24 protein-coding genes and 1 pseudogene are annotated in these 23,536 nt (G+C 64.0%); 3 read left to right on the top strand and 22 right to left on the bottom strand.

From position 1 onward, the window contains the following. Positions 1 to 222 precede the first annotated feature (222 nt). From rpsO to rimP, 11 genes are all read right to left on the bottom strand, one after another. Positions 223 to 492, bottom strand: coding sequence for a 30S ribosomal protein S15 (gene rpsO / locus ACFC3J_RS15055; RefSeq protein WP_242124496.1), 270 nt, complete (start codon positions 490 to 492; stop codon positions 223 to 225). Between the two features lie 19 nt (positions 493 to 511). Beyond that, positions 512 to 1,405 carry a tRNA pseudouridine(55) synthase TruB gene (gene truB, locus ACFC3J_RS15060; protein WP_375196947.1) on the bottom strand — a complete coding sequence of 298 codons (894 nt, stop codon included), beginning with the start codon at positions 1,403 to 1,405 and terminating at the stop codon, positions 512 to 514. A 33-nt stretch (positions 1,406 to 1,438) separates the two neighbouring features. Next, positions 1,439 to 1,765 carry a DUF6491 family protein gene (locus ACFC3J_RS15065; RefSeq protein ID WP_375196948.1) on the bottom strand — a complete coding sequence of 109 codons (327 nt, stop codon included), beginning with the start codon at positions 1,763 to 1,765 and terminating at the stop codon, positions 1,439 to 1,441. Positions 1,766 to 1,860: 95 nt separating this feature from the next. After that, positions 1,861 to 2,439, bottom strand: a complete 579-nt coding sequence (locus ACFC3J_RS15070) for a thymidine kinase (protein ID WP_375196949.1) — start codon at positions 2,437 to 2,439, stop codon at positions 1,861 to 1,863. A 3-nt stretch (positions 2,440 to 2,442) separates the two neighbouring features. Beyond that, positions 2,443 to 3,339, bottom strand: coding sequence for an alpha/beta hydrolase family protein (locus ACFC3J_RS15075; RefSeq protein ID WP_375196950.1), 897 nt, complete (start codon positions 3,337 to 3,339; stop codon positions 2,443 to 2,445). An 80-nt stretch (positions 3,340 to 3,419) separates the two neighbouring features. Further along, the gene (gene rbfA / locus ACFC3J_RS15080) at positions 3,420 to 3,818 is read right to left on the bottom strand and encodes a 30S ribosome-binding factor RbfA (RefSeq protein ID WP_375196951.1); all 399 of its coding nucleotides are present in this window, start codon (positions 3,816 to 3,818) and stop codon (positions 3,420 to 3,422) included. Positions 3,819 to 3,941: 123 nt separating this feature from the next. Further along, entirely contained in the window at positions 3,942 to 6,554 is a 2,613-nt protein-coding gene (gene infB, locus ACFC3J_RS15085) for a translation initiation factor IF-2 (protein WP_375196952.1), read from the bottom strand. Between the two features lie 72 nt (positions 6,555 to 6,626). Next, positions 6,627 to 7,283 (bottom strand): DUF448 domain-containing protein, encoded by a 657-nt coding sequence (locus ACFC3J_RS15090; RefSeq protein WP_375196953.1) that lies wholly within the window; start codon positions 7,281 to 7,283, stop codon positions 6,627 to 6,629. Positions 7,284 to 7,346: 63 nt separating this feature from the next. Next, a complete protein-coding gene (locus ACFC3J_RS15095) occupies positions 7,347 to 7,583 on the bottom strand; it encodes a 4-oxalocrotonate tautomerase family protein (protein WP_375196954.1) in 237 nt (78 codons plus the stop codon). Positions 7,584 to 7,589: 6 nt separating this feature from the next. After that, positions 7,590 to 9,161, bottom strand: a complete 1,572-nt coding sequence (gene nusA / locus ACFC3J_RS15100) for a transcription termination factor NusA (RefSeq protein ID WP_375196955.1) — start codon at positions 9,159 to 9,161, stop codon at positions 7,590 to 7,592. Positions 9,162 to 9,173: 12 nt separating this feature from the next. Continuing rightward, positions 9,174 to 9,698: a ribosome maturation protein RimP gene (rimP, locus tag ACFC3J_RS15105; RefSeq protein ID WP_375196956.1), complete on the bottom strand. Its 525-nt coding sequence runs from the start codon at positions 9,696 to 9,698 to the stop codon at positions 9,174 to 9,176. 167 nt (positions 9,699 to 9,865) lie between these two features. Here rimP and ACFC3J_RS15110 point away from each other — a divergent pair, with 167 nt between their 5' ends. Then, positions 9,866 to 10,999: a PQQ-dependent sugar dehydrogenase gene (locus ACFC3J_RS15110; protein WP_375196957.1), complete on the top strand. Its 1,134-nt coding sequence runs from the start codon at positions 9,866 to 9,868 to the stop codon at positions 10,997 to 10,999. A gap of 33 nt (positions 11,000 to 11,032) precedes the next feature. On the opposite strand, the gene ACFC3J_RS15115 is transcribed toward ACFC3J_RS15110, so the two are convergent. The 3 genes from ACFC3J_RS15115 to tpiA all read right to left on the bottom strand — a co-directional run bounded on the left by ACFC3J_RS15115 (position 11,033) and on the right by tpiA (position 14,015). Beyond that, a complete protein-coding gene (locus ACFC3J_RS15115) occupies positions 11,033 to 12,667 on the bottom strand; it encodes a CTP synthase (RefSeq protein WP_375196958.1) in 1,635 nt (544 codons plus the stop codon). Between the two features lie 91 nt (positions 12,668 to 12,758). After that, entirely contained in the window at positions 12,759 to 13,148 is a 390-nt protein-coding gene (gene secG / locus ACFC3J_RS15120; protein ID WP_375196959.1) for a preprotein translocase subunit SecG, read from the bottom strand. A 105-nt stretch (positions 13,149 to 13,253) separates the two neighbouring features. Then, on the bottom strand, positions 13,254 to 14,015 hold the full coding sequence (tpiA, locus tag ACFC3J_RS15125; RefSeq protein WP_375196960.1) for a triose-phosphate isomerase: 762 nt from the start codon (positions 14,013 to 14,015) through the stop codon (positions 13,254 to 13,256). Positions 14,016 to 14,225: 210 nt separating this feature from the next. On the opposite strand from tpiA, the gene ACFC3J_RS15130 reads away from it, so the two are divergent. Both ACFC3J_RS15130 and trpE read left to right on the top strand, forming a co-directional pair. Next, positions 14,226 to 16,175, top strand: a complete 1,950-nt coding sequence (locus ACFC3J_RS15130; RefSeq protein WP_375196961.1) for a SurA N-terminal domain-containing protein — start codon at positions 14,226 to 14,228, stop codon at positions 16,173 to 16,175. A gap of 7 nt (positions 16,176 to 16,182) precedes the next feature. Continuing rightward, positions 16,183 to 17,697 carry an anthranilate synthase component I gene (gene trpE, locus ACFC3J_RS15135; protein ID WP_375196962.1) on the top strand — a complete coding sequence of 505 codons (1,515 nt, stop codon included), beginning with the start codon at positions 16,183 to 16,185 and terminating at the stop codon, positions 17,695 to 17,697. A 3-nt stretch (positions 17,698 to 17,700) separates the two neighbouring features. Here trpE and ACFC3J_RS15140 read toward each other — a convergent pair. From ACFC3J_RS15140 to ACFC3J_RS15175, 8 genes and pseudogenes are all read right to left on the bottom strand, one after another. Next, positions 17,701 to 17,844, bottom strand: a pseudogene (locus ACFC3J_RS15140) (nickel-binding protein); the annotation flags it as partial. 139 nt (positions 17,845 to 17,983) lie between these two features. Next, positions 17,984 to 18,754: an NUDIX domain-containing protein gene (locus tag ACFC3J_RS15145; protein WP_375196963.1), complete on the bottom strand. Its 771-nt coding sequence runs from the start codon at positions 18,752 to 18,754 to the stop codon at positions 17,984 to 17,986. A gap of 132 nt (positions 18,755 to 18,886) precedes the next feature. Next, on the bottom strand, positions 18,887 to 19,360 hold the full coding sequence (locus ACFC3J_RS15150) for a CYTH domain-containing protein (RefSeq protein WP_375196964.1): 474 nt from the start codon (positions 19,358 to 19,360) through the stop codon (positions 18,887 to 18,889). Positions 19,361 to 19,677: 317 nt separating this feature from the next. Continuing rightward, positions 19,678 to 20,658, bottom strand: coding sequence for a fumarylacetoacetate hydrolase family protein (locus tag ACFC3J_RS15155; RefSeq protein ID WP_375196965.1), 981 nt, complete (start codon positions 20,656 to 20,658; stop codon positions 19,678 to 19,680). Between the two features lie 17 nt (positions 20,659 to 20,675). After that, positions 20,676 to 21,623: an NAD-dependent epimerase/dehydratase family protein gene (locus tag ACFC3J_RS15160; RefSeq protein WP_375196966.1), complete on the bottom strand. Its 948-nt coding sequence runs from the start codon at positions 21,621 to 21,623 to the stop codon at positions 20,676 to 20,678. Between the two features lie 6 nt (positions 21,624 to 21,629). Beyond that, complete coding sequence (locus tag ACFC3J_RS15165) at positions 21,630 to 22,199, bottom strand: cupin domain-containing protein (RefSeq protein WP_375196967.1); 570 nt, start codon at positions 22,197 to 22,199, stop codon at positions 21,630 to 21,632. After that, a complete protein-coding gene (locus tag ACFC3J_RS15170) occupies positions 22,159 to 22,494 on the bottom strand; it encodes a hypothetical protein (protein ID WP_375196968.1) in 336 nt (111 codons plus the stop codon). Before ACFC3J_RS15170 ends, ACFC3J_RS15165 begins: the two co-directional genes overlap by 41 nt. Next, on the bottom strand, positions 22,491 to 23,536 hold a 1,046-nt coding region (locus ACFC3J_RS15175; RefSeq protein WP_375196969.1), incomplete at its 5' end, for an alpha/beta hydrolase family protein. The genes ACFC3J_RS15170 and ACFC3J_RS15175, both read right to left, overlap by 4 nt.

Raw genomic sequence — 23,536 nt, forward strand, 5'->3', positions numbered from 1 at the left:
GGTCTTGCCGCCCAGCTCGATTGATACCTTCTTTACATCGAACATGCTTATTTCCTTCGCCCGCACGGCCCTATTGCCGGGCGGGGCCTGTGTTGTGGGCTAAACCGGCCCGCAGCGGTGTCGGAGCATCGTGTGGCCCCTGAGACGGAACGTCTGGCCGAATTGCCATGGTTCCGGAATCGGAAACGGCCCCGCTGGGGGGCCGTCCCTTGTTTAGCAGACTTACTTGCGCAGGCCCAGCTTGGTGATGAGGTCGGTGTAGCGACCTGCATCCTTCTTCTTCAGATAGTCCAGCAGCGAACGACGCTTGTTGACCAGCATCAGCAGGCCGCGACGGCTGTGGTTATCCTTGTGGTGACCCTTGAAATGCTCGGTCAGATTGGCGATACGCTCGGAGAGGATCGCAACCTGGACTTCCGGCGAACCGGTGTCGCCTTCGGCGCGGGCATGTTCCTTGATCAGCGCTTCCTTGCGCTCAGCAGTAATCGACATCGGCTTCCTTTCATAACATCTAGAGATTGAAGCCGCGCACCACCCTGATTTCAGGGCCACTGGCCTCCACCAGCGCGACGGGCGTGTCACCCTCCATCGCCAGCATGAGGCCGGTATGCGGTTTCCCGACCAGCACCTTCCCCTGTCGGAGAGCCAGCGCATCGTCGGGAGAGACTGCGAGAGCCGGGATGTCGTCCAGCCCTGCGGTCAACGGCAGCATAAGACCGCCGAAGCCGCCGCCCCTAGCAGCTTCGTCCAATTTGTCCAGCGAAATCGCGGATTCCAGGGTGAACGGACCCGCCTTTACCCGGCGGAGCATGGTGACATGGCCGACCGTGCCCAACGCCAGCGCGATGTCGCGGGCGAGGCTGCGGATATAGGTGCCCTTGGAGACATGGGCGGTGAGCGTGACAGAGGCGAGTCCCTGCCCTTCCGCCTCATGGCCGGTGACGGTCAGCGCATGGATGGTGACGCTGCGCGTCTTCATCTCCACCTCCTCCCCCTTGCGGGCGAGGTCATAGGCGCGTTGGCCGTCGATCAATATGGCCGAATAGGCAGGTGGCGCCTGTTCGATCGGGCCGGTGAAGCGCGGCAGGACGGTCTCGACCTCGGCCAGCGTCGGACGGTGCGCGCTTTCAGCGATCACCTTCCCTTCCAGATCGAGCGTGTCGGTCTGCGCCCCGAACCGACAAGTAAAATCATAGATTTTGTCGCTGTCGAGCATCCGCCCGGCGAGCTTCGTCGCCTCCCCTATTGCGACCGGGAGCACGCCTGTCGCCAGCGGATCGAGCGTGCCGCCATGGCCGACCTTCCATTTGCCCGCGCCACTTTGACGAAGGGCGCGCTTCACCGCGCTCACGGCCTGCGTCGAGCCAAGGCCATGGGGTTTATCGAGGATGATCCAACCGTGCATGGCGGCGGCCTCTATCGCCGGGGCCACCTGTTGTCAGCCCTTCTTCTTGGCTTTCACGGGTGGGCCGTCGCTCCGGGTGAAGCTGACGATCGGGCAGCGCTGGCCGCGCACGATCACCGTCCCGAACCTGTCGAGCGTATCGATGCCGCGCGTCTCGAAGCACACCGCATTGGCGAAGGGCAGATCATAGCAGTTGTTCAGCAGCTTCGCATAATACCATCGGCTGCGCTGATCCTGCACATAGAGGCCGCGCGAACCATCGGCCTGCCAGTTCCACACTCCGCCATGGTTGACGAAGGAGATCGACGTTTCCGTTTCCGCTTTCGCCTGCACCGGCGCGGCGAACAGGCTCTTCTCCATTACCCCCGGTTGCTCCATCCTTATGACGGCAAGATGGGAGTGGACCGCCCGACCGGGAAGCGGATGCGACACTTTAAGACAAATCGGCCGCCGCTTCAGCCCGCACGCCGCTCGACGAAATGGCGGCGGCATAGCGCCACATAGCGGTCATTGCCGCCGATTTCGGTCTGCTCGCCCTCGCGGATCGGGCGCCCTTGCGCGTCGACGCGCAGGTTCATGATCGCCTTTCGCCCGCACTCGCAGATCGTCTTGATCTCGGTCAGGGTGTCGGCAAGGCCCAGAAGCACAGCGCTGCCTTCGAACAGTTCGCCCTGAAAATCGGTGCGGATGCCGTAGCAGAGGACGGGGATGTTCAGCCGGTCGCAGACCGCCGCGAGCTGCCAGACCTGCACGCCGTTCAGAAACTGCGCCTCATCGACCAGCACGCAGGACAGCGGGGTCTGGCCATGCCGGGCGGCGATGGCCGCGAAGAGGTCGGTTCCGGCGTCGAACAGATGCGCCTCCGCCTCCAGCCCGATGCGGGAAACGATGCGCCCCTGTCCGTAGCGGTCGTCGATCGCGGCGGTCCAGAGCATGGTTTCCATGCCGCGCTCGCGATAGTTGAAGCTCGATTGCAGCAGGGTCGTGGATTTCCCCGCATTCATCGAGCTGTAGTAGAAATAGAGCTTGGCCATGGGTCAGCGGGCCATGGGGGCGACTTGCTTGAGGAAGCGGACCAGCGCGTCGGCCAGCGCGATCCGCTTGTCGGAGAAACCATGGTCGGTCGGCCAGACCATCAGCCGCGTGTCGGGATTGGCGGATTGGGCGTCTGCCGTGACCTTGCGCGCCATGGCGCCGATGCCCCGCTCCGCGCCGATGATGCTGAGCGGGCGGCGCCCGTAGCCGACCAGCCGGCGGCCAAGATCGAATTTCTCGCCATTCCCCCGAATTTCGCCGGTCAGGCTGTCATAAGTAGCGCCGCTCAGCGGGGGCAGGTCGCTGGCGACTTCAGCTTTCCAGGCGGCCTCACCTTCGGGGGTGGAGAGCGCGGCGACGGTCTGCGCCGGGTCCCAGGGGTCGATCAGGAACAGCCCCGCGACATGAGGTTCGGCGGCAGCGACGTCGGCGGCCATGAAGCCGCCCATGCTATGGCCCGCAACGACGATGGCGCTGGTGTCGATGCGATATCTGGCGACGGTGGCCGATTGCTGGAGGAATTGCAGCGCGTTCCACGCATCTTCCGAAGCATGGCTGAAGGAGAAGCTGCCGGGACTGCCCCAGGACCCGCGATAGTGGAGGGTCAGGACATTCCAGCCGGCGCGGCGGGCGGCCTGTGCAAGATCCAGATTCTGTTCATTGCCTGGGAAGCCGTGGAGGAGCAGCAGCGTCGGGTGCAGCCCCGCTCCGGCGGCAGTGTAAAGAACCGCGTTGAGGGCACCGTCCCCGGACGGGATGACGAAGGCGCTCATACTTGCGGGATAGGCGGCGTCGGGCGCGGGATCGGCAATGACGGCAGGGTGGATCGGGGCATCCCTGGCCGCTGCAGGAGCGGCGAGCGCCAGGAATCCGATTGCCAATATGCCGGTCGTTTTCATGCGCCTTGCCCCCTTGGTCATATGTGCGGGATAGACGCTGTTAACGGCGCCGCGCCGTCCCGTCGACGGCGCGGACGAGATTATTCGTCGCCCTCGGGCTTTTCCAGATCGCGGGCGACCTTGGGGTCGCGCAGCAGCCTGTCGATATGGGTGCCTTCGTCGAAGCTCTCATCCGCAAGGAATTTGAGTTTGGACGCATATTTGAGGCGCACGCGAGTCGCCACCTCGCGCTGGAGATAGGCGGTGTTGGTGCGCAGCGCCTTGAGTACCGCCGCTTCGTCCTGCCCGAGCAGCGACTTCACGAACACCGTCGCGTGGCGCAGATCGGGGGACATGCGGACTTCGGTGATGCTGACGACATGGCTGGTCAGCACATCATCATGCACATCGCCCCGCTGGAGAATGTCGGACAGGACATGGCGCACCTGTTCGCCCACGCGGAGCAGACGGACGGAGGGGCCTTCAGATTGTTGGGCCATAGCAAATCCTCGTCTTCCCAGCGACCCGGAAGGGCGGCGCAAGCCGATGCCGGGATTCAGGCAGCAACGAACAGCCAGAAGGCACGTCGCCCCCGCCTGCGCCGGGGTGACGCACTTTCCTGATTACAGCGTCCGCGCGCGTTCCTCGACCTCGAACAGTTCGAGCGTATCGCCGACCTTGATGTCGTTCGTGTCCTGCAACACCGCGCCGCACTCCATGCCGGCGCGAACTTCGGACACATCGTCCTTGAAGCGGCGCAGCGAGGCGATGTGGGTGCGCGAAACGATGACGTCGTCGCGGGTAAGGCGCGCGGAAAGACCCTTGCGGATGATGCCGTCGAGGACGAGCAGACCAGCCGCCTTGTCCTTCTTGCCCGCCGGGAACACCTGAAGCACCTCGGCGCGGCCGACAATGGTTTCGATGCGCTCCGGAGCCAGCTGGCCCGCCATTTCGCCGCGAACCTCTTCGAGCAGGTCGTAGATCACGTCATAATAGCGCAGCGAGATTTTCTCGCGCTCCGCCAGTTGACGCGCCTTGGCATTGGGACGCACGTTGAAGCCGATCAACGGCGCCCGGCTGGCCGCGGCCAGCGTGACGTCGCTTTCGGTGATCGCGCCCACGCCCGAATGCAGGATGCGGACCTTGATCTCATCGGTCGAGATACGGTTCAAGGAGCTGACGATCGCTTCCACAGAACCCTGCACGTCGCCCTTCACCACCACCGGATATTCGATGACCGTGGTATTGAGCGCCGAGAACATATGCTCGAAGCTGGTCGGAGCGGCCGTGGTGCGCTTCTTGGTCGCCTGTTCCTGACGATAGGCGGCGACTTCGCGGGCACGGGCTTCATTTTCGACGACGGTGAGTTGGTCGCCAGCCATCGGCACGCCCGACAGACCCAGAACCTCGACCGGAGTCGAAGGACCGGCGGTCTTCACATTCTGGCCCTTGTCGTTGATCAGAGCGCGAACCTTGCCGCTCTCCGCACCGATGACGAAGGTGTCGCCAACTTTCAGCGTGCCCTTGCGAACAAGCACCGTCGCAACCGCACCACGGCCCTTGTCGAGCTGCGCTTCGATCACATTGCCTTCAGCCTGGCGATCGGGGTTGGCGGTCAGTTCCATGACCTCGGCCTGAAGCAGGATCTTTTCGATCAGCTCGTCCAGACCGGTTTTCTTGAGCGCGGACACCTGCACGTCCTGCACGTCGCCGCCCATATCCTCGACCACGATCTCATGTTCGAGCAGGCGTTCGCGCACCTTTTGCGGATTGGCTTCAGGCTTGTCGCACTTATTGATCGCCACGATCATCGGGACGCCAGCCGCCTTGGTGTGGTTGATGGCTTCGATGGTCTGCGGCATCAACCCGTCATCGGCAGCCACCACAAGGATGACGATGTCGGTGACGTTAGCGCCGCGAGCGCGCATTTCGGAGAAGGCCTCGTGGCCGGGCGTGTCGAGGAAAGTGATGACGTCACCATTCTTCGTCGTCACCTGATAGGCGCCGATATGCTGGGTGATGCCCCCACTCTCGCCCGCGACGACATCGGTCCCGCGCAGCGCATCAAGCAGCGATGTCTTGCCGTGGTCGACATGGCCCATGATGGTCACGACCGGCGCACGCGGCTGGAGCGTCTCAGGCGCGTCAACCTCGCCTTCCATGCCGATTTCGACGTCGGCATCGGACACGCGCTGGATGCGGTGGCCGAATTCTTCGACCAGCAGCTCGGCCGTATCCTGATCGATCGGCTGATTGAGCGTGACAGCAGTGCCCATCTTGAACAGGGCCTTCACCAGATCCGCGCCCTTTTCGGCCATACGGTTGGCGAGCTCCTGCACGGTGATGCTTTCCGGCACGACCACGTCGCGAACCTGCTTTTCACGCTGCTGGGCGCCCCCCGAATAATGCGCGCGGCGTTCTTTCTCGCGGGCGCGCTTCAGCGCGGCGAGGCTGCGGGCACGGGCACTGTCGTCGTCCGCAAGGGCTCGGGTAACGGTGAGCTTACCGGCCTGACGACGATTGTCGTCGCCCCGCTTTGCGCGATCGGGCTTGGCCGGTTCAGGCCGCTTGATCGGCGCTACGGGCGTGAAGCGGCGCGGCGGCGGCACGGCCGAAGAGGTGGTCGTCCCCGCAGGCTTCTGCTCGGCTGCAGCGGCGGGCGCGGTTTCCGCGGGGGCAGCAGCGGCAGGCGCAGCCTGTTCCTCGACGGGCGCGGGCGCCCTGGCGCCCTCCTCGACAGCCTTGGCCGCTTGCTCGGCCTGACGCGCGGCTTCTGCCTCGGCGGCTTCGGCGGCGAGGCGATTTTCCTCAGCGCGGCGCTTTTCTTCCTCGGTCGCGGCGAGGCGCTGAGCGTCTTCGCGGCGGCGCGCTTCTTCCAGTGCGTTCATGCGGGCTTCTTCCGCCTCGCGCAGCAGCTTGGCCTGCAATTCCTGACGCGACATCAGGCTCTGCGGCGGCGTCTGACGCACGGGCGCGGGCTGCGGCGCGCGCGCCTGGGGCTGCTGCGGCGCGGGAGCCGGAGCGGCGGGAGCGGGTGCGGGATCGGCCTGCGGCTCAGGCGCAGCGTGACCGGCTTCGCCCGGCTTGCCCAGGATACGGCGCCGCTTCACCTCAACCACGACCGTATTCTTGCGGCCATGGCTGAACTGCTGCTGCACCTGACCGGACTCGACCGTGCGCTTGATCCCCAGCGGCTTGCGGCCCAGAACCGGCTTGTCTTCCTTGCTGTCACTCATACGACTGAACTATACCCTTCACATCAACCCGGCTGGTAAGGCCAACCGGCGCCTTCAATTCCAACGGCTATTTCAGGCGTCCAGCGCACCAGCGGAGTCCTGCCCCCCATGCACCGGCGCCCCATTAGCGCAACCGAGATAGCTTTCCAAGCGGCCTATGGCCGCACGCAGACGCGACGCCGCACGCGAGTCGGTCACTGCGATATGGACGACATTGTCTCGCCCCATTGCCATAGATAGGGCGTGTCGGTCCACAGGCAAGACGAAGCCCGCCAAATCCGTACCTTCAGCCTCCTGTCCGACGCGGTAAGCCTGATCGAGCTTGCGGTTGCCGTCGGCAGCGGCATCGGCGGCATGAAGCAGCAGGTCTACCTGTCCCTTGCGGCAGGCGACGTCGATTTTTTCCGAACCGGTGAGAACCATCGACGCTCTCGCCTCCAGCCCCAGACGGTCGAGCAGGGCCTTGCGCAGGCCCTCCTCGATCAGCGTGGGCAACGCGTCGGGGATTTGCAGTTCGCCGGTCTTGAAAGCGCGGGCGAGCGCACCCTTGAGCTTGCCCTTGGCAAGCGCCTGTTCAAGTTCCATGCGGGAAACGCCGACCCACGCGCCGCGACCGGGCGCCTTGGCGCGGATGTCGGGCAGGATTTCGCCGTTTGGACCGCAGGCGAGCCGGACCAACATGTCCGGGTCCGCGCGGTCGCCCGACAGGATGCATTTGCGTTCGGTCATGCCAGCGCCTCCCTTGTGGAAGCGGACATGCCGTTTTCAACGCTATGAGATAACGTCAGCCTCTCATTGGGAAGTGACCGCAGCATTGGCGTCCTCCCCTGTTTGCGACGCTGGGACGCGGTCAGCAATGAGCTGACCGCCCGATCCGTAATTTTCCGTCGAGATTTCGGAAATCACCACCTGGACGGCAGAGGCCGGCTTCCCCAGCCGCTCAACGAGCGACCGGGTGACGTCGGCGACGATCGCCGCCTTTTGCTCACGGGTGGCGTTTCCGGCCAGACGGATGTCGACAAAGGGCATGTTCGCTTACGCTTCCTCGCCTTCGAACCAGTGCGCACGGGCGGCCATGATGATCTCATTGCCCTGTTCTTCGCTGAGACCATATTCGGCGAGAATCCCGCCCTTGTCCTCTTCCTTGTTCTCGCGGCGGCGGCGCTGGTCGACGCGCTTCTTCGCGACCAGCTCGTCGGTGGCGAGGTCGGCCAGATCGTCGAGCGTCTTCACGCCCGCCTTGCCCAGCGTCACCAGCATGGCTTCGGTAAGGTGCGGCATGTCGGCCAGCGCATCCTCGACGCCCAGCGCCTGACGCTCTTCGCGGGCAGCGGCTTCGCGGCGATCGAGCGCTTCCTGCGCACGACTTTGCAGTTCCTGCGCCAGTTCCTCGTCGAAGCCCTCGATCGCGGCCAGCTCGTCGATGCCAACATAGGCCACTTCCTCCAGCTCGCCAAAGCCTTCGGCAACCAGCAGCTGGGAGAGGGTTTCGTCGACATCCAGCTCGTTCTGGAACAGTTCGGAGCGGGCGACGAATTCCTTCTGGCGCTTCTCCGATGCGTCGGCCTCGGTCATGATGTCGATGGCCTTGCCGGTCAGCTGGCTGGCAAGACGAACATTCTGGCCGCGGCGGCCGATGGCGAGCGACAGCTGATCGTCGGGAACGACCACCTCAATGCGCTCTTCTTCCTCGTCGATGACGACGCGGGCGACCTGCGCGGGCTGAAGCGCGTTGACGACGAAGGTCGCGGTGTCTTCCGACCAGGGGATGATGTCGATCTTTTCGCCCTGCATTTCCTGCACGACTGCCTGCACGCGGCTGCCCTTCATGCCGACGCAGGCGCCGACCGGGTCGATGCTCGAATCGCGGCTGATGACGCCGATCTTGGCGCGGCTGCCCGGATCGCGGGCGGCGGCCTTGATCTCGATCACGCCGTCATAGATTTCGGGGACTTCCTGCGCGAACAACTTCTTCATGAATTCGGGATGCGCGCGGCTGAGGAAAATCTGCGGACCGCGATTTTCGCGGCGCACGTTCAGGATCACCGAGCGGATGCGGTCGCCGACGCGAACGACTTCGCGGGGGATCTGCTGGTCGCGGCGGATGACGCCTTCGGCCCGGCCAAGGTTCACCACGACATGGCCGAACTCGACGGACTTGACGACGCCGGTGATGATCTCACCCACGCGGTCCTTGAATTCTTCATGCTGCCGCTCGCGCTCGGCGTCACGAACCTTCTGGAAGATCACCTGCTTGGCGGACTGTGCGTCGATGCGGCCAAGGTCGATCGGGGGCAGCGGATCGACGATGAAGTCGCCGATCACGGCGTCCTTCTTCAGCTTCTGGGCCTGCTTGAGATCAACCTGCTTGAAATAATCGTCTACGGCCTCGACCACTTCGACGACGCGCCACAGGCGCAGGTCGCCGCTGTCGGGGTCCAGCTTTGCGCGGATGTCGTTTTCCGCACCGTAACGCGCACGGGCGGCGCGCTGGATCGCATCTTCCATCGCCTCGATCACGATCGCCTTGTCGATCATCTTCTCGCTGGCGACGCTGTTCGCAATGGCGAGCAGCTCGGCCTTGTTGGCGGAAATGGCGTTGGCCATGGTCGTAAACCCTTATTCTTCGGTTTCGAACTCGTCCGCCCCATCGGAGGAGAGCGGCATACTAGCAGCAATCAGCGCGTCGGTCAGTATCAGCTTGGCATCCCCTACCATCGCGAAAGGGATGACCACGTCACCGGCCTTGGCGTCGGTGAAGAGAATATTCTCACCCTCGACGCCGTTCAGAAGGCCGCGGAAGCTCTTTCGGCCCGCCACGGCTTCGATGGCGGCAATCTTCGCCTCATGCCCGGCCCATTCCATGAAGTCGTGCAGCCGGGTCAGCGGACGGTCGATGCCGGGCGAGCTGACTTCGAGGCGATAGGCCTCCTCGATCGGATCGACCTCGTCGAGCACGTCCGAGAGCCGACGGGAGATGGTGGCGCAATCCTCAATGACGAGCTGCTTCGTTTCAGGCCGTTCGGCCATGATCTGAAGCGTATATTCGTCGCCCGATCCAAACAGCTTGATGCGCACGAGGTCGAAGCCCAGGGCCTTCACCTCCGGTTCGATCAGGGCTGTCAGTTCGGCGATGTCCGCCATGGAGTCTCCAAAATCAAAATATGCGGCTTCCCGTCGCCGCAGGCGTTCCGCCCGCGACCCCGACATGTTTGACGATGTGAGGAAGCAAGGGCGATATAGGCGGGATGTGCCCGCGCTGCAACATTATTTGTTGCGGGGCATTTTACGCCCGGAAGAGAGGAGATTCCATGCGCCAATTCGCTCTGACAGCCCTGCCCTTCCTGCTGATCGCCTGTTCGGCCGACAATGCCGTAGGGCAGAACAGCGCTTCGATGGACAAGCCGTTCAAAACGTCGGTGATTGCGGACTTCGATTCTCCCTGGGCGATGACCTTCCTGCCCGATGGGCGGATGCTGATCACCGAAAAGGCTGGCGAGATGATCCTGTTCGATCCGGGAAACGGGACGAAAATCACGGTGGCGGGGATTCCCACTGTCGACAGCACAGGTCAAGGCGCACTGATGGACGTGGTGCCCGCGCCCGACTTTGCGCGGAACAAGAAGGTCTATTTCAGCTTCTCCGAGGCAGGTCAGGGCGGCAAAGGCGTGGCGCTGGCCACCGGCACCTTCAATCAGGCGAGCGACGGCACGACGAAGCTGGACGACGTGAACGTGATCTTCCGCGCAACCCCCTACGTCGACGGCAATGGCCATTATTCAGGACGGATCGCCTTTTCGCCGGACGGGAAATATCTGTTCTTCACCAATGGCGAGCGGCAGAAGTTCGATCCGGCGCAGAACCCGAAATCGACGTTGGGCAAGGTGTTGCGGCTCAATCTGGACGGCACGCCTGCCGCCGGCAATCCGCTGGCGGCCAAGGGATTCCATCCGGCGATCTGGTCCTATGGGCATCGCAATCTGCTGGGAATCGCCTTCGACAGGGAGGGACGGCTCTGGGAGCAGGAAATGGGGCCGAAGGGCGGGGATGAGGTCAATCTCATCAAGCCGGGACTGAATTATGGCTACCCCCTCGCCTCCAATGGCAGCCATTATGACGGGCGCGATATTCCCGATCACAAGCCAGGTGATGGATTCGAGGCGCCCAAAATATGGTGGAACCCGGTGATCTCGCCGGGCGGACTGGCCTATTACTCCGGCGACCTGTTTCCGCAGTGGAAGAACTCGCTTTTCATCGGCGGGCTGTCGAGCAGGGCGCTTGTGCGGGTGAAGCTCGATGGCGAGAGTGCCGCCAAGGCGGATCAGTGGGACATGGGCGCGCGTATCCGGGAGATTGAACAGGGACCGGATGGCGCTCTCTGGCTGCTGGAGGACGGTGGGCAAGGGTCGCAGGGGCGCCTGCTGAAGCTGACGCCTGCCACGTGAATGGCAAAACGGGGCCATATCGGCCCCGTTTTCTTACACCAGCCGGCTCTGCTTGACCGCCGCTTCTATGAAGCTGGCGAACAGCGGGTGCGGGTCGAAGGGCTTGGATTTCAGTTCCGGGTGGAACTGCACGCCCACGAACCACGGATGATCCGGCCGCTCGACAATCTCCGGCAGCGTGCCGTCGGGCGACATGCCCGAGAAGATCAGGCCGCCCTTTTCCAGCGGTTCACGATAGCCCGCATTGACTTCGTAGCGGTGGCGATGGCGCTCGCTGATCTCGGTCGCGCCGTAAATGCCCGACACAACGCTGTTGCCGGTGAGCCGGGCCGGGTAAGCGCCCAGACGCATGGTGCCGCCCAGATCGGTTTCGGCAGTGCGCTTTTGCAGGCCTTCCTTGCTCATCCATTCAGTGATCAGGCCGACGACCGGCTCGCTGGTTTCGCCAAACTCGGTGGTGGAGGCATTTTCGATGCCCGCCGTGTTCCGCGCGCCCTCAATGCAGGCCATTTGCATGCCAAGGCAGATTCCGAAGAAAGGCACGTTGCGTTCGCGGGCAAATTTGACGGAAGCGATTTTGCCTTCCGACCCGCGCACGCCGAAGCCGCCGGGGACGAGAATGCCGTGCATCGGTTCCAGGCGGGCAGCGATGTCGGCACCCTCTTCCTCGAACAGTTCGGCGTCGATCCACTTGATGTTGACCTTTACCCGGTTGGCAAAACCGCCGTGATGCAGGGCTTCATAGAGCGACTTGTAAGCGTCGAGCAGGCCGACATATTTGCCGACGACGCCGATGGTGACTTCGCCCTCGGGATTCTGCTGGCGGTCCATGATGTCGTGCCAGCGGTCGAGCTTCGGCTCCGGCGCGCCGGTCATGCCGAAGGCGCGCAGCACTTCATCGTCCAGCCCCTCGGCATGATATTGCGTCGGAACGGCATAGATGCTGCTGGCGTCGAGCGCCGGGATGACGGCTTCCGGCCGCACGTTGCAGAACAGCGCGATTTTCCTGCGCTCGCTATCGGGCAGCGGATGCTCGCAGCGGCAAAGCAGGATATCGGGCTGGATGCCGAGCGAGGTCAGCTCGCGCACGCTATGCTGGGTCGGTTTGGTCTTCAGCTCGCCCGCCGCCGCGATATAGGGCACCAGCGTTACATGGACGAAAATCGACTGGCCGCGATCCAGGTCGTTATGCAGCTGGCGGATCGCCTCCATGAAGGGAAGCGATTCGATGTCGCCCACCGTCCCGCCGATTTCGCACAGCACGAAGTCGAGATCGTCGGTATCGGCGGTGGCGAAAGCCTTGATCTCGTCCGTGACGTGCGGGATCACCTGCACCGTCGCGCCCAGATAGTCGCCGCGCCGCTCGCGCTGGATGATGGTCTGATAGACCCGGCCCTGCGTCACATTGTCCGACTGCCGCGCCGAAACGCCGGTAAAGCGCTCATAATGGCCAAGGTCGAGGTCGGTTTCCGCCCCGTCGTCGGTCACATAGACTTCGCCATGCTGATACGGGCTCATCGTGCCCGGATCGACGTTGAGATAGGGATCGAACTTCCGAATGCGCACACGGAAACCTCGCGCCTGCAACAGAGCTGCAAGCGAAGCGGCCATCAGGCCCTTGCCAAGCGAGGAGACCACGCCGCCGGTGATGAAAATATACCGCGCCATGGGAGTGGAGGCTTAGCCTTTTACAAACGAGTTAAGCAAGCGCGCGAATCCGCGCGCCAGCAAAAAAGATGCGATTTGACGGTTAAGTCGTTTAGTTTGCGAGCGGAACGGCGCCATTGGAGGCCGGAGCCTGCGCGTCGCTGCTCGCCGCACCCGCGGCACCCGCCAGCGGATCATTGCCGGTGGCGGGGGCCGGAGCCGTCGAGGGGGTCGCCGGAGCCTGCTTCACCAGCGAAGTATCGATGTCGCTCGGACGATGCTGGATCGAGGCGATGACGGCCAGCACGACCGACAGCGACACGAATATGGTCGCAAGAATCGTGGTCGAACGGGTGAGAAAATCCGCCGCGCCGCGCGCCGACATGAAGCCCGCCGGGCTGCCGCCGACGCCCAGACCGCCGCCTTCCGACTTCTGCATCAGGATGACGGTGACCAGCAGAGCAGCAACAATGGCCTGCACGACGAGGATGAAGGTGAACATGTGGCGAATATCTGTCCGGTAAAGGGTGCGTTGCCGCGCACATAGCGATGATGGCGCTCCGGGGCAACCGCACCTTTCCCCTTCCCTGTCCGTCAGGCCTGTCCGTCAGGCGGCCTGCGCCATCCGATCGTCGGCCGCCTTGATGATCGGCGCGAATTTCGCGGCGCTGAGACTCGCGCCGCCCACCAGCCCGCCGTCGACATCCGCGACCGCCATCAGTTCGGCCGCATTGTCACCGTTCATCGATCCGCCATAGAGGATTCGCACGGCATCGGCCCCCGCACCGATGCGGGTCGCCAGCGCAGCGCGCAGCGCGGCATGCATGGAAGCGACCGCCTCGATCGTGGGAATCCGGCCGGTCCCGATCGCCCAGATCGGTTCATAGGCCACGGCCAGCCAGTCCGCCGCGGCACCTTCGGGCAGGGAAGCCAGCAACTGGGCCGCCACCACCTCTTCCGCCTTGCCTGCGTCGCGCACGTCGATCGTCTCGCCAACGCAAAGGATCACGTTGATGCCCGCCTTGTGCGCGGCCACCGACTTTGCCGCGACATCGGCATTGGTTTCGCCGCGCGCCTCCCGGCGCTCGCTATGTCCGGTGATGACCCAGGTCGCTCCCGCCTCTGCCAGCATGTCCGCCGACAGGGATCCCGTATAGGCGCCGCTCATGTCCATATGACAGTTTTGCGCGCCGATAAAGGCGGCTCCACGCCGTTCCGATCCCGCCATGATCAGCGTTGCCGGCAGGCAAAGCCCGACCTCCACCGCCGGATGCTCGGCCGCGATCCGGCCGATCGCCTCCACCTCACCGAGATGCGCGCGCATCCCGTTCATCTTCCAGTTGCCGACAACCAGCTTTCGCCTGCCCATCGATCATTTCCCCATTATTATTGCTGCACGAAACCTGCCAGTGCGCCCACGGCGGGAAGCCGTGTCTCCATGGCGAACGGGCTGGCTGCTGAGGCCGATGAACGGCGAACAGCCATTTGTCCAGCCTTCCACCCCATGGCGCACTTGCCGCCGCGACGATCCGCCCTTAAAGCGGGCCGCCATCAAAGCCGCATTTACGGACTTTCCTCCATGCTTTCAGTCTTTCGCCGTTTCATCCGCTCCAAATTCGGCGCCTTTGCAGCCCTGATATTCCTTGGGATCGTCGCGGCCGCCTTCATCTTGGGGGACATTAGCAGCGGCAACTTCGGATCGTCCCTGGGATCCGGCGAAACCGCCGCCAAGGCGGGCGGATCGCGCCTGACGCAGACCGAGCTTCAGGATCGCGTGCAGCGCGTGTTCGAAAATGCGCGGCGGTCCAATCCGGGCCTTCAGATCGGCGATTTTCTGGCGCAGGGCGGCGCGGCGCAGGTCTATGACCAGCTGGTCGCATCGCTGACGCTGAAAGAATATGCGCACGACCAGAAGGTGCATATCTCCAAGCGGTTGGTCGACGCGCAGATCGCGCAGATTCCGGCCTTTCAGGACGCGGCGGGCAATTTCAGCCAGGAAAATTTCCGCCAGTTGCTTCTGCGCGAGCGGATCACCGAACAGGCGCTGCGCGACGATATCAGCCGGGAGATACTGGAACGGCAGATGCTCGCCCCAATCGCTCTGGGCGTAAAGCTGCCCGACAGCGTGGTCCTGCCCTATGCCTCGCTGCTGCTGGAAGCGCGCCAGGGCACCATTGCGGCGGTTCCAGCGAGTGCATTCAACGACATCAAGGACCCGACCGACGCGCAGCTCAACGATTTCTACAAGGCGAACGCCACCCGCTACACCATTCCGGAGCAGCGCCGCATCCGCTATGCGGTGGTCGACGCGGAGCGCTTTGCGCAGGCGGCCCAGCCGACCGACGCGGAAATCACGGCTTCCTACAATCAGAACAAGGCCGCCTATGCCCCCAGGGAAAGCCGCAGCTTCGAACAGCTGATCCTGCCGACCGAGGCCGCGGCCAAGGCGATCGCTGCGCAGGTGAAGGGCGGCAAGTCGCTCGCCGCCGCCGCGCAGGGCGCGGGCCTGTCCGTATCGACGCTGGCCGACGAAAGCCGCGAAGCACTGGCCGCGGCCAGTTCGGCCGCCGTCGCCAATGCGGGCTTTGCCGCCAAGCAGGGCGAACTGGTAGGGCCGTTGCGCGGTTCGCTGGGCTGGGTGCTGCTGCGCGTGACGGCGGTGAAGACCACACCCGCCCGTGCGCTGGCCGCCGTGCGCGACGAGATCATCGCCACCCTGCGGTCGCAGAAGGAGAAGCGGCTGCTGAACGACTTTACCGGCAAGATCGAGGACCAGATCGCCAACGGCGGCAGCTTCGAGGAAGTGGTGAAGGATAACGGGCTGAAGCTGGAAACCACGCCCTTCCTGCTGTCGTCGGGCAAGCAGGTCGAAAATGTCGCCTATGAACCACCCGCCGACGTCAAGCCGCTGCTGGCGCCGGTATTCGGCATGAGCCAGGATGACGATGCGCAACTGATCCCGATCACCGCCGACAAGCGCTACGCGCTGGCCGCGCCCGGGGACATCCAGGCAGCCGCACCGCCTCCGCTCGCAAAGATCAAGCCGCTGGTCGCGATGCAGTACAAACTCGCGCAGGGCAATGAAAAGGCCAAAGCGCTGGCCGAGCAGATCCGGGCGAAGGTCGCCAAGGGCATGAAGCTGGCCGATGCCGTAAAGGGCGCCGGCATCCCCCTGCCCACGCCGCAGACCGTGGGCGGGCGCCGCGCCGACATCCTGCGCGACGGGCAGCGCCCTCCTGCGCAGATCGCCATGCTGTTCGCCATGGCGCCCGGCAGCGTAAAGACGCTGCCCGCGGGCGAGGACCGCGGTTATTTCATCGTCCAACTCGACGGTATCAAGCGGGGCGACGCAGGCAGCGACAAGGCGCTGCTCAACCAGGTTCGCGATCAACTCAGCGATGTGGCGGGCCAGGAATATGGCCAGCAGTTCGAACGCGCGGTCGAAAAGGAACTGGGCGTCAAGCGCAACGCCAACGCTGTCGCCAGCGTCCAGCGGGCGCTCGCCAATGCCAATAACGGCGGGCAGTAAGATGGCGATGGGGGGCACGTCAGACGGCGTAGAGGGGGCGCGCAAGGCGCTGGCGGCCGGACAGTCCGCGCTGGTGTGGCGGCGGCAGATCGCCGATACCGACACGCCCATTTCCGCAGCGCTGAAACTGTTCGAGCCGGATCGCGGCGATTTCCTGCTGGAATCGGTCGAAGGCGGCGCGGTGCGCGGGCGCCACAGCCTGATCGGCCTTGCCCCCGATCTGGTTTTCCGGGCACAGGGTCGGAAAGCCGAGATCAACCGGCGTTGGGCGACTGACAGGGATGCCTTCGAACCGGAAAGCGCGGGCGCGCTCGATGCGTTGCGCGCGCTGGTGGCGGAATGCCGGGCGGAGCTTGACCCGGCCCTGCCCCCCGCCCTTGCCTGTCTGGTCGGTTATTTCGGTTATGAAACGGTGGGGTTGGTCGAAAAACTGCCGCGCCCCCCTGAAAACCCGATCGCGCTGCCCGACATGTTGTTCGTGCGGCCCACGGTCATCCTTGTGTTCGACCGGCTGGCCGATTCGCTCTATCTGGTGGCACCGGTCTGGAAGGGCAGCTTTGCCGATGCCGATCGCGCCGTTGAACAGGCGCTGGAGCGGATCGACGCCGTCGCCGCACGTCTCGCGGCGCCCCTCCCCGTTGAACCTGCCCCGGCCGAGATTGCCGATGTTGCGGTGACGCCGGTGCTCGAGCCAGGGCGCTACGCCGCGATGGTCAACAGGGCTAAGGACTATATCGTTGCGGGCGACATTTTTCAGGTGGTGCTGGCGCAGCGATTCAGCAGCCCCTTCACCCTGCCGCCTATCGCCCTTTACCGTGCATTGCGACGGATCAATCCTTCACCCTTCCTCTATTATCTCGACCTGCCGGGCTTTGCGCTGATCGGTTCCAGTCCGGAAATTCTGGTCCGGGCACGCGACGGCGAAGTCACCATCCGCCCGATCGCGGGCACCCGCCCCCGCGGCAGGAGCGCGGTCGAGGATGCCGCCAACCGCGAAAGCCTGCTGGCCGATCCCAAGGAGCGGGCCGAGCATCTGATGCTGCTGGATCTGGGGCGCAACGATGTCGGCCGCGTGGCCGCGGCGGGCACGGTGACCGTGACCGATAGCTATACCGTCGAATTCTACAGCCATGTCATGCACATCGTGTCGAACGTGGTGGGACGGCTGGCGCCCGGAAAGGACGCGCTGGACGCGCTGTTCGCGGGCTTCCCGGCGGGCACCGTTTCGGGCGCGCCCAAGGTGCGCGCCTGCGAGATCATTGCCGAGCTGGAGCCGGAAACGCGGGGCGCCTATGCGGGAGGGGTCGGCTATTTCGGACCGGACGGCAATATGGACAGCTGCATCGTGCTGCGCACCGCCGTTCTCAAGGACGGGGTGATGCATGTGCAGGCGGGCGCCGGCATCGTCGCCGATTCGACGCCGGAATATGAGCAGCGCGAATGCGAAGCGAAGAGCGGCGCGCTACTCGCCGCCGCGCGCGAAGCGGTAGCGCTGGCCCGTGAATCGGGCTTCGGCCAATAAGGATCAGTCGGCGGTCGTCGCATGCTGGCGGATCAGATCCTCGCTGGGGGCGCGGTAGACGCAGCAGATCTTGCCGTCCGTCACATAGCTGTGCACCCGTTGAACGTCCGGGCCAAGCTGTCGAAGGACTGTGCAGGAGCCTTGCGACGCATCCTTGAGCTACTCGCTGGGTAATTTTCCGACGCCCGGCATTTCACGTTCGATCACGAACTGCTGCATATCCGCCTCTGTGGCTGAGGGGACGAGTTTTACGCCTGTCGGCCTGATGGAACCAGCCGCGGGAGGTTCAGGCGCGTCGAACGCTCCGCATAGGTTCCGACGTCACGGGATAACCAAGGTGCGCCGGGATGCAGAGATGCGTCTCGCCATCCCTCTCCTCAAACCAGGGTGTCACCTTCTCGACCGGGATGGAGCCGGCATGGGCTGCGAGGGCTTCGAAACTGGTAAATTGCGCCAGCCGTTCCAGATTGCGCCGGGTGGGAAAGATGATCTGCCCTTCGCCCCGATCGCATCGGACGATGGTTTCAGCCGCGCTGCTCCAGAACAGACGCACATTTTCCGTGGCGTCGACGCTTGCGTCTTGCCCTTCCGGCGCGCGGGCAAGATAAAAGCGGGTGTCGAACACCCGGTTCACATGCTCGATCCGCGCCGGTTGCCAACGGGCAAAGGGCACCAGCGCCTCCAGCGCGATGTCCAACTCATGGGTGTTCAGCACATCGCCAAGAGCAGCCCCTGCCGCCAGCGCCTGCCGCATCACGGCGATGCGGGCGGCCGCGACCGGGCGGGTGAAGGCAATGGCCAGCCCGCTTTCCTCCAGCGTCTCGCGAATCGCGGCGATGCGGGCGGCGGCTTCATCCTGAGCGAGGTGGCCGCGAATCCGCGCCGCCAGCGCCTGATCCCCGGCATCCACGGCTCCGCCCGGAAACACAAGAGCGCCCGCAGCAAAAGCCATGCTTGATGCCCGCTCCATCATCAAAATTTCGGGTGGCGCTGAAAGCCGGTCACGCACGATGACCACCGTGGCAGCAGGGCGGCTTTCGTCGATCATCTCTGTCATGCAACCGCAATAGCCATGGGGTCGGACAGCGGTAAAGCCCCCTTCCCGTCTCGGGTCGAATGGGATTGGCAACGCCGGGCCAAAGCCATCCAATCGGCGCGGGGCCAAGCCGGACGCGGCCAACAATCAGGGTCAGGCACGCAACGCGATGGGCTGCATCAGGCCTATGGCAGAATTGCGGTAGCGCGGATCATCTGTAACCTCCCTGCCCACCCAGTCCGGCAGATCAACCATTTCGTCGGCAGCGTCCAGTTCAATCTCGGCCAGTATCAACCCCTCTGCAAGTCCGGCAAAGACATCGACTTCCCAGATCTTGCCGCCATGCGGAACGCGGTAGCGCATCTTCTCGATCACCGGCCCGGCGCACAGCCTCTCAAGTATCTCTTCCGCATCCACAGGCGATATCGCATATTCGAACTCGTCTCTCACGATACCGGCCCGCCCGCTCTTCAAGGTGAGCCATGCCCCATCATCGGAAAGGCGGACGCGAACGCTCGCATGGGCGTCATGCGTGACATAGGCTTGGCGCAGGAAGCGGCCTGCATCGGTCATTCGCCGCCATGCATCACTCACGACCAGGAATTTGCGTTCAATCTCTACCGGCATACATGTCCTGAAACGGGATCGCCGGGAGAGAGGCGAACTGATCCAGATTAGCCGCTCTCCCATCGCAAGGCGAGTCCGCTCGCATCACTTCATGCGGGCCTCTCGTCATCCTGTCGCGCCAAAGGGGACATCTGGCGAGGCGAGACGGCAAAAATCCGGTGGATGTCGATGACATGAAATCCATCAAGTTTATGCGAGGAATGGAAAGTGCGTATCCGGTTTCATTTGGGGCGGCCAAGGAACAAAACATGATTGCGCCGCCTGCGTAAGTTGACGTCGATCACATTGTGCGGCGGAGCGTTGGATATTCTCGGCCGCTATTCAGCAGTCTGCCCCGAACTTGATGCGCACACTTGCTGATCGATCGCGCCAAACAGCACGGTATCACTTTGCGCGATCATTCGAACACGATCGCCAAAGCGCAGGAAACCGGTGGAGGCCTCGCCGGTTGCGATCATCTCAATCGCTCGGCGTTCGGAAATGCAGGTCGATCCCACCATATCGTAATTGGTGTTGGATACCGTGCCCGACCCGACGATGGTTCCCGCGCACAGCGCGCGGGTACGCGAGGCGTGGGCGATGAGTTCGTGGAAGCCATAGGCCATTGCTTCGCCATTGGGGTGGCCAAACCATGCGCCATTCACCTCGACGCGCAGCGGCAGGCAGACGCGCCCGTCGCGCCACGCGTCGCCCAGTTCGTCGGGCGTCAATGCGAAGGGGGCGACCGAGCATGCGGGCTTCGCCTGGATCCAGCCGAAGCCGGTCTTCATCTCTGCTGGCGCGACGGCGCGCAACGACCAGTCGTTGAGCAGCAGGACAAGCTTGATATGACCCAACGCCTCGCTGGCCGTGCAACCCATTGGCACATCGTCGGTTACAACGGCGAATTCGCCCTCGAAATCGATACAATCATCCTCGGTCGGCACTGGCACATCGGCATGTCCGCTCAGGAACTGATGACTGAGGCCTTGGTACATCAACGGTTTGTCCGTTTCCATCGGTGGCAGGTGGAACGCCTTCTGCATAAGCTCGCCATGCTGAGGAAAGGCGGAGCCATCCAGCCACTGCCAGGTGCGCGGAAGCGGCGCCCGCAGGCTTGCCGGGTCGAGCGGCTCGCCTTCGCCGCGCGCGACCTTTTCCGCGACCGACGCCGCGTCCCACATCAACTCCGGCCATTGCGTTATCGCATGGAGCAGCGAGGGCCAGCGCGGACCGAGCGGCAGGGCGGAGCTGCCGTCGGACGCGACAAGCAGCAATTCGCCATCGGCCGTGCCATTGTCTCTGGTGGCGAAACGCATTGTATGATCCTTTCCAATCATGGGACGTGCGCCTTGGCCGGCGCATCGTCCGCGCTCGAAGCATCATCGTGCGCAATCGTCGAAAACACGGTGTCGATCAGCATGGCCAGGTCAACGTCGCGCGAAAATCCGAGGCTGTCGGCAAGTGGCGTCGTTAGCAGCGGATAGCAGCCGAACATGCGCCGGACGATGGGGTTTTCCGCGTGGCTGAAGCCCCGATATCCAAAACGCTGCGACAGGCGATCGGTCAGATCCCCGATCCGCACATGCAGCGCGGGAAGGGTCACGGGTCGGGCGGAACCGAAATCAGTGGTGATGGCATGAGCAAGGTTGCGCGCAGTCACATCCAGCGACGCCAGCCAGCACGTCGCGTCTCGCGCCACCGGCAGGCGTAAGGCAACGCCATTGCGGGCGGCGTGAAACATATCGCTCATCCATGCAGAGCCGAAGCCGCCCGCCGCGGCCGGCCGTGCGACCACAGCCGGCAGACGCAGGACCGCACCATGCAAGACATTTTGACCGATCGCATCGGCGAAGGCCAATTCGATTCTTGCCTTGCAGGTGCCATAAACGCTGTCCGGCCGTACTGGGCTGTCATCATCGACCGGCTCGGGCGGGGCGCTGCCGAACACCGCGATCGATCCTGCCAGGATCAGACGGCGACCGGCCATCGCTTCGATCAGCCGCAGCGGCAGATCGACATTGATGCGATGTGCCAGCGCTGGGTCTTGCTCGGACGCGGCCCCAGGGAGAGCTGCAAGATGCAGCAACGCGTCGCACTCCGCCACTGCCTGTGAAAGGATGTGCTGGTCCAGCAGGTCGCCGGCGATGTGACGGGACCGTGGCGGACGGGCGAAGGCCCGGTCAATCAACAAAAGATCGGCCGACGCCATGCCATTGCCCAACAAATGACGCACGACGGCGCGGCCGATGAAGCCGTCCCCGCCCGTAATCGCGACCCGCATTTGCCCTTACTTTTTGAGGCTGGGTTCGAACACGCCGTCAATCAGAATGAAGGCGATGCGGCAATTGCGGTCGGAGCGGTTGGACCAGCCATGGTTGGTGCCTCGCTGGATGACGATGTCGCCCGCGCGCACGGTCGTCTCCCCTTCATCCATGATCAGCACCAGTTCACCTTCCAGAACGATTCCATAGTCGATGGTTTCGGTGCGGTGCATGAGCGCGTGACGCGCCCCCTCGCCCTGATGCGCAGAAGCACTGCCCGCGCCGACTTCGGCGAAATGGGCCTGCGCCTCTTCCGGCGTCATCGTCCGGATCGCGTCTCCTTCGGGCGGGATGTCCAGCACGCGGATGCGCGTGCCGCCCTTTGGCGGGGCAAGGATGATGCCGCTCTCGGTCGGCTCGCCCGATGCCGCGTCGATGGGCGCCGGCGTTGCCTGCGTGTTCCAGACCTCGTGGAACATCGGGCCGATGTCGCCGCCGATCCGTTGGACGCGGGGAACCGCGCCGTCTTCCTGGATGATGGCGCGTCCGGCACTGTCATGGCCGGTGACGATACGGCGGACGGGAATATGGTCCATGGATCAGTCCTTTACAGAATGGGATGCGGACAGCACCCGCCAGGTGACGAACGCACCCAGCAGCGCGGCGGGTCAGCAGCGCGGGCTTGAGACAGGCCATGAACGCCACGGCCGCGTTTTGTGGAAGGAAATCGAAGCCATTGCCGCCCGGTCCGGCCATCGCCACGACATTCATCGCGCCGAAAAGGCCCAGGAAGAACAATGCCCCGATCACCCCTTTGATAGAGGCGCTGATCCGGGCTTCATCGGTAACATGGGCCTGAACGCAGCCGCGTTGCCCCTCGACCGCCATCACGCGGTCATGCCCCCCAATGTTTCTGCGAACCAGTCAGCGATAAGGTCGCGGCCATAGGACATATTGTCGGCCCCGACATGCTCGACGCCGCCTTCGCGGGCCGTGAAGATTTTCTTCTCGCGACGGGGAGAATTGACGAGCTGGTCGTAGAGGTCGTGGGCATAGGCGACACTGATCTGCCGGTCGTTCGCGCCATGAGTAACGAGGAAGGGCACCTTGATGTGGTGCATATGGCCGTTGAGGTTCATGTCCTGCGACTTGACGAGGAAATCCTCCTGATCCCTCGCGCCGAACGCCCAGTGGACATGCGCCCAGTAATGCGGGACCGGGTTCTCGCCCTCGCGCGCCATGCGCCTGTCCTGCACCTCGCGCCAGTTATGGTTGGCGCCCCACACCGCGCCGGAGGCGAAGCGCGGTTCATAGGCGACCGCGCGCGGCGCGAAATGGCCGCCAAGCGAAATGCCGGTCATGCCGATGCGCTCGGAGTCGACCTCGCTCTGCTGTTCCAGCCAGTCTACCGCCTTGCTCGCCCAGCTTTCGCTGTGCGGGTCGACGGGCAGGTTCTGAAGCCGCAGCGCCTCGCCCGATCCGGGCTGGTCGACGCACAGCGTTGAGACGCCGCGCCGCGCCAGCTCTGCCGGAAGGCGCGACCAGTACAGCAGTTCCTTGCAGCTATCGAGACCATTGCAATAGACGACGACAGGCTTTGGCCCATGTCCTTCTGCTCGGATAAAGAGTGCCGGCATCGTACCGTGGCCAAGTGGAATTTCCACCCGCTCGCGGTTGATTCGCCCGAGCCGTGTCGAGCGATCAAACGCCTCGCGCGCCTTGGCATAGGTTTCCTTGCGGCCCGGCGCGCCGTGCTCCTGCATCCGTTCAGCGACGAAAAGATAGAGCGACGCGCGTTCCAGCTTCTGGGACGCGGAAAAGGCGCGGCCCTTGCCCTGATCCTCGTCAGCCAGATCCAGCAGCTTCTCGCCCATCCCAGCCCAGGCCTGCATGAACATCGGCGTGCCCGAATCGCCGCCGTTGGCGGCAGCGT

Origin of the sequence: Sphingobium sp. (assembly GCF_041987595.1) — a bacterium.
Lineage (GTDB): Bacteria > Pseudomonadota > Alphaproteobacteria > Sphingomonadales > Sphingomonadaceae > Sphingobium.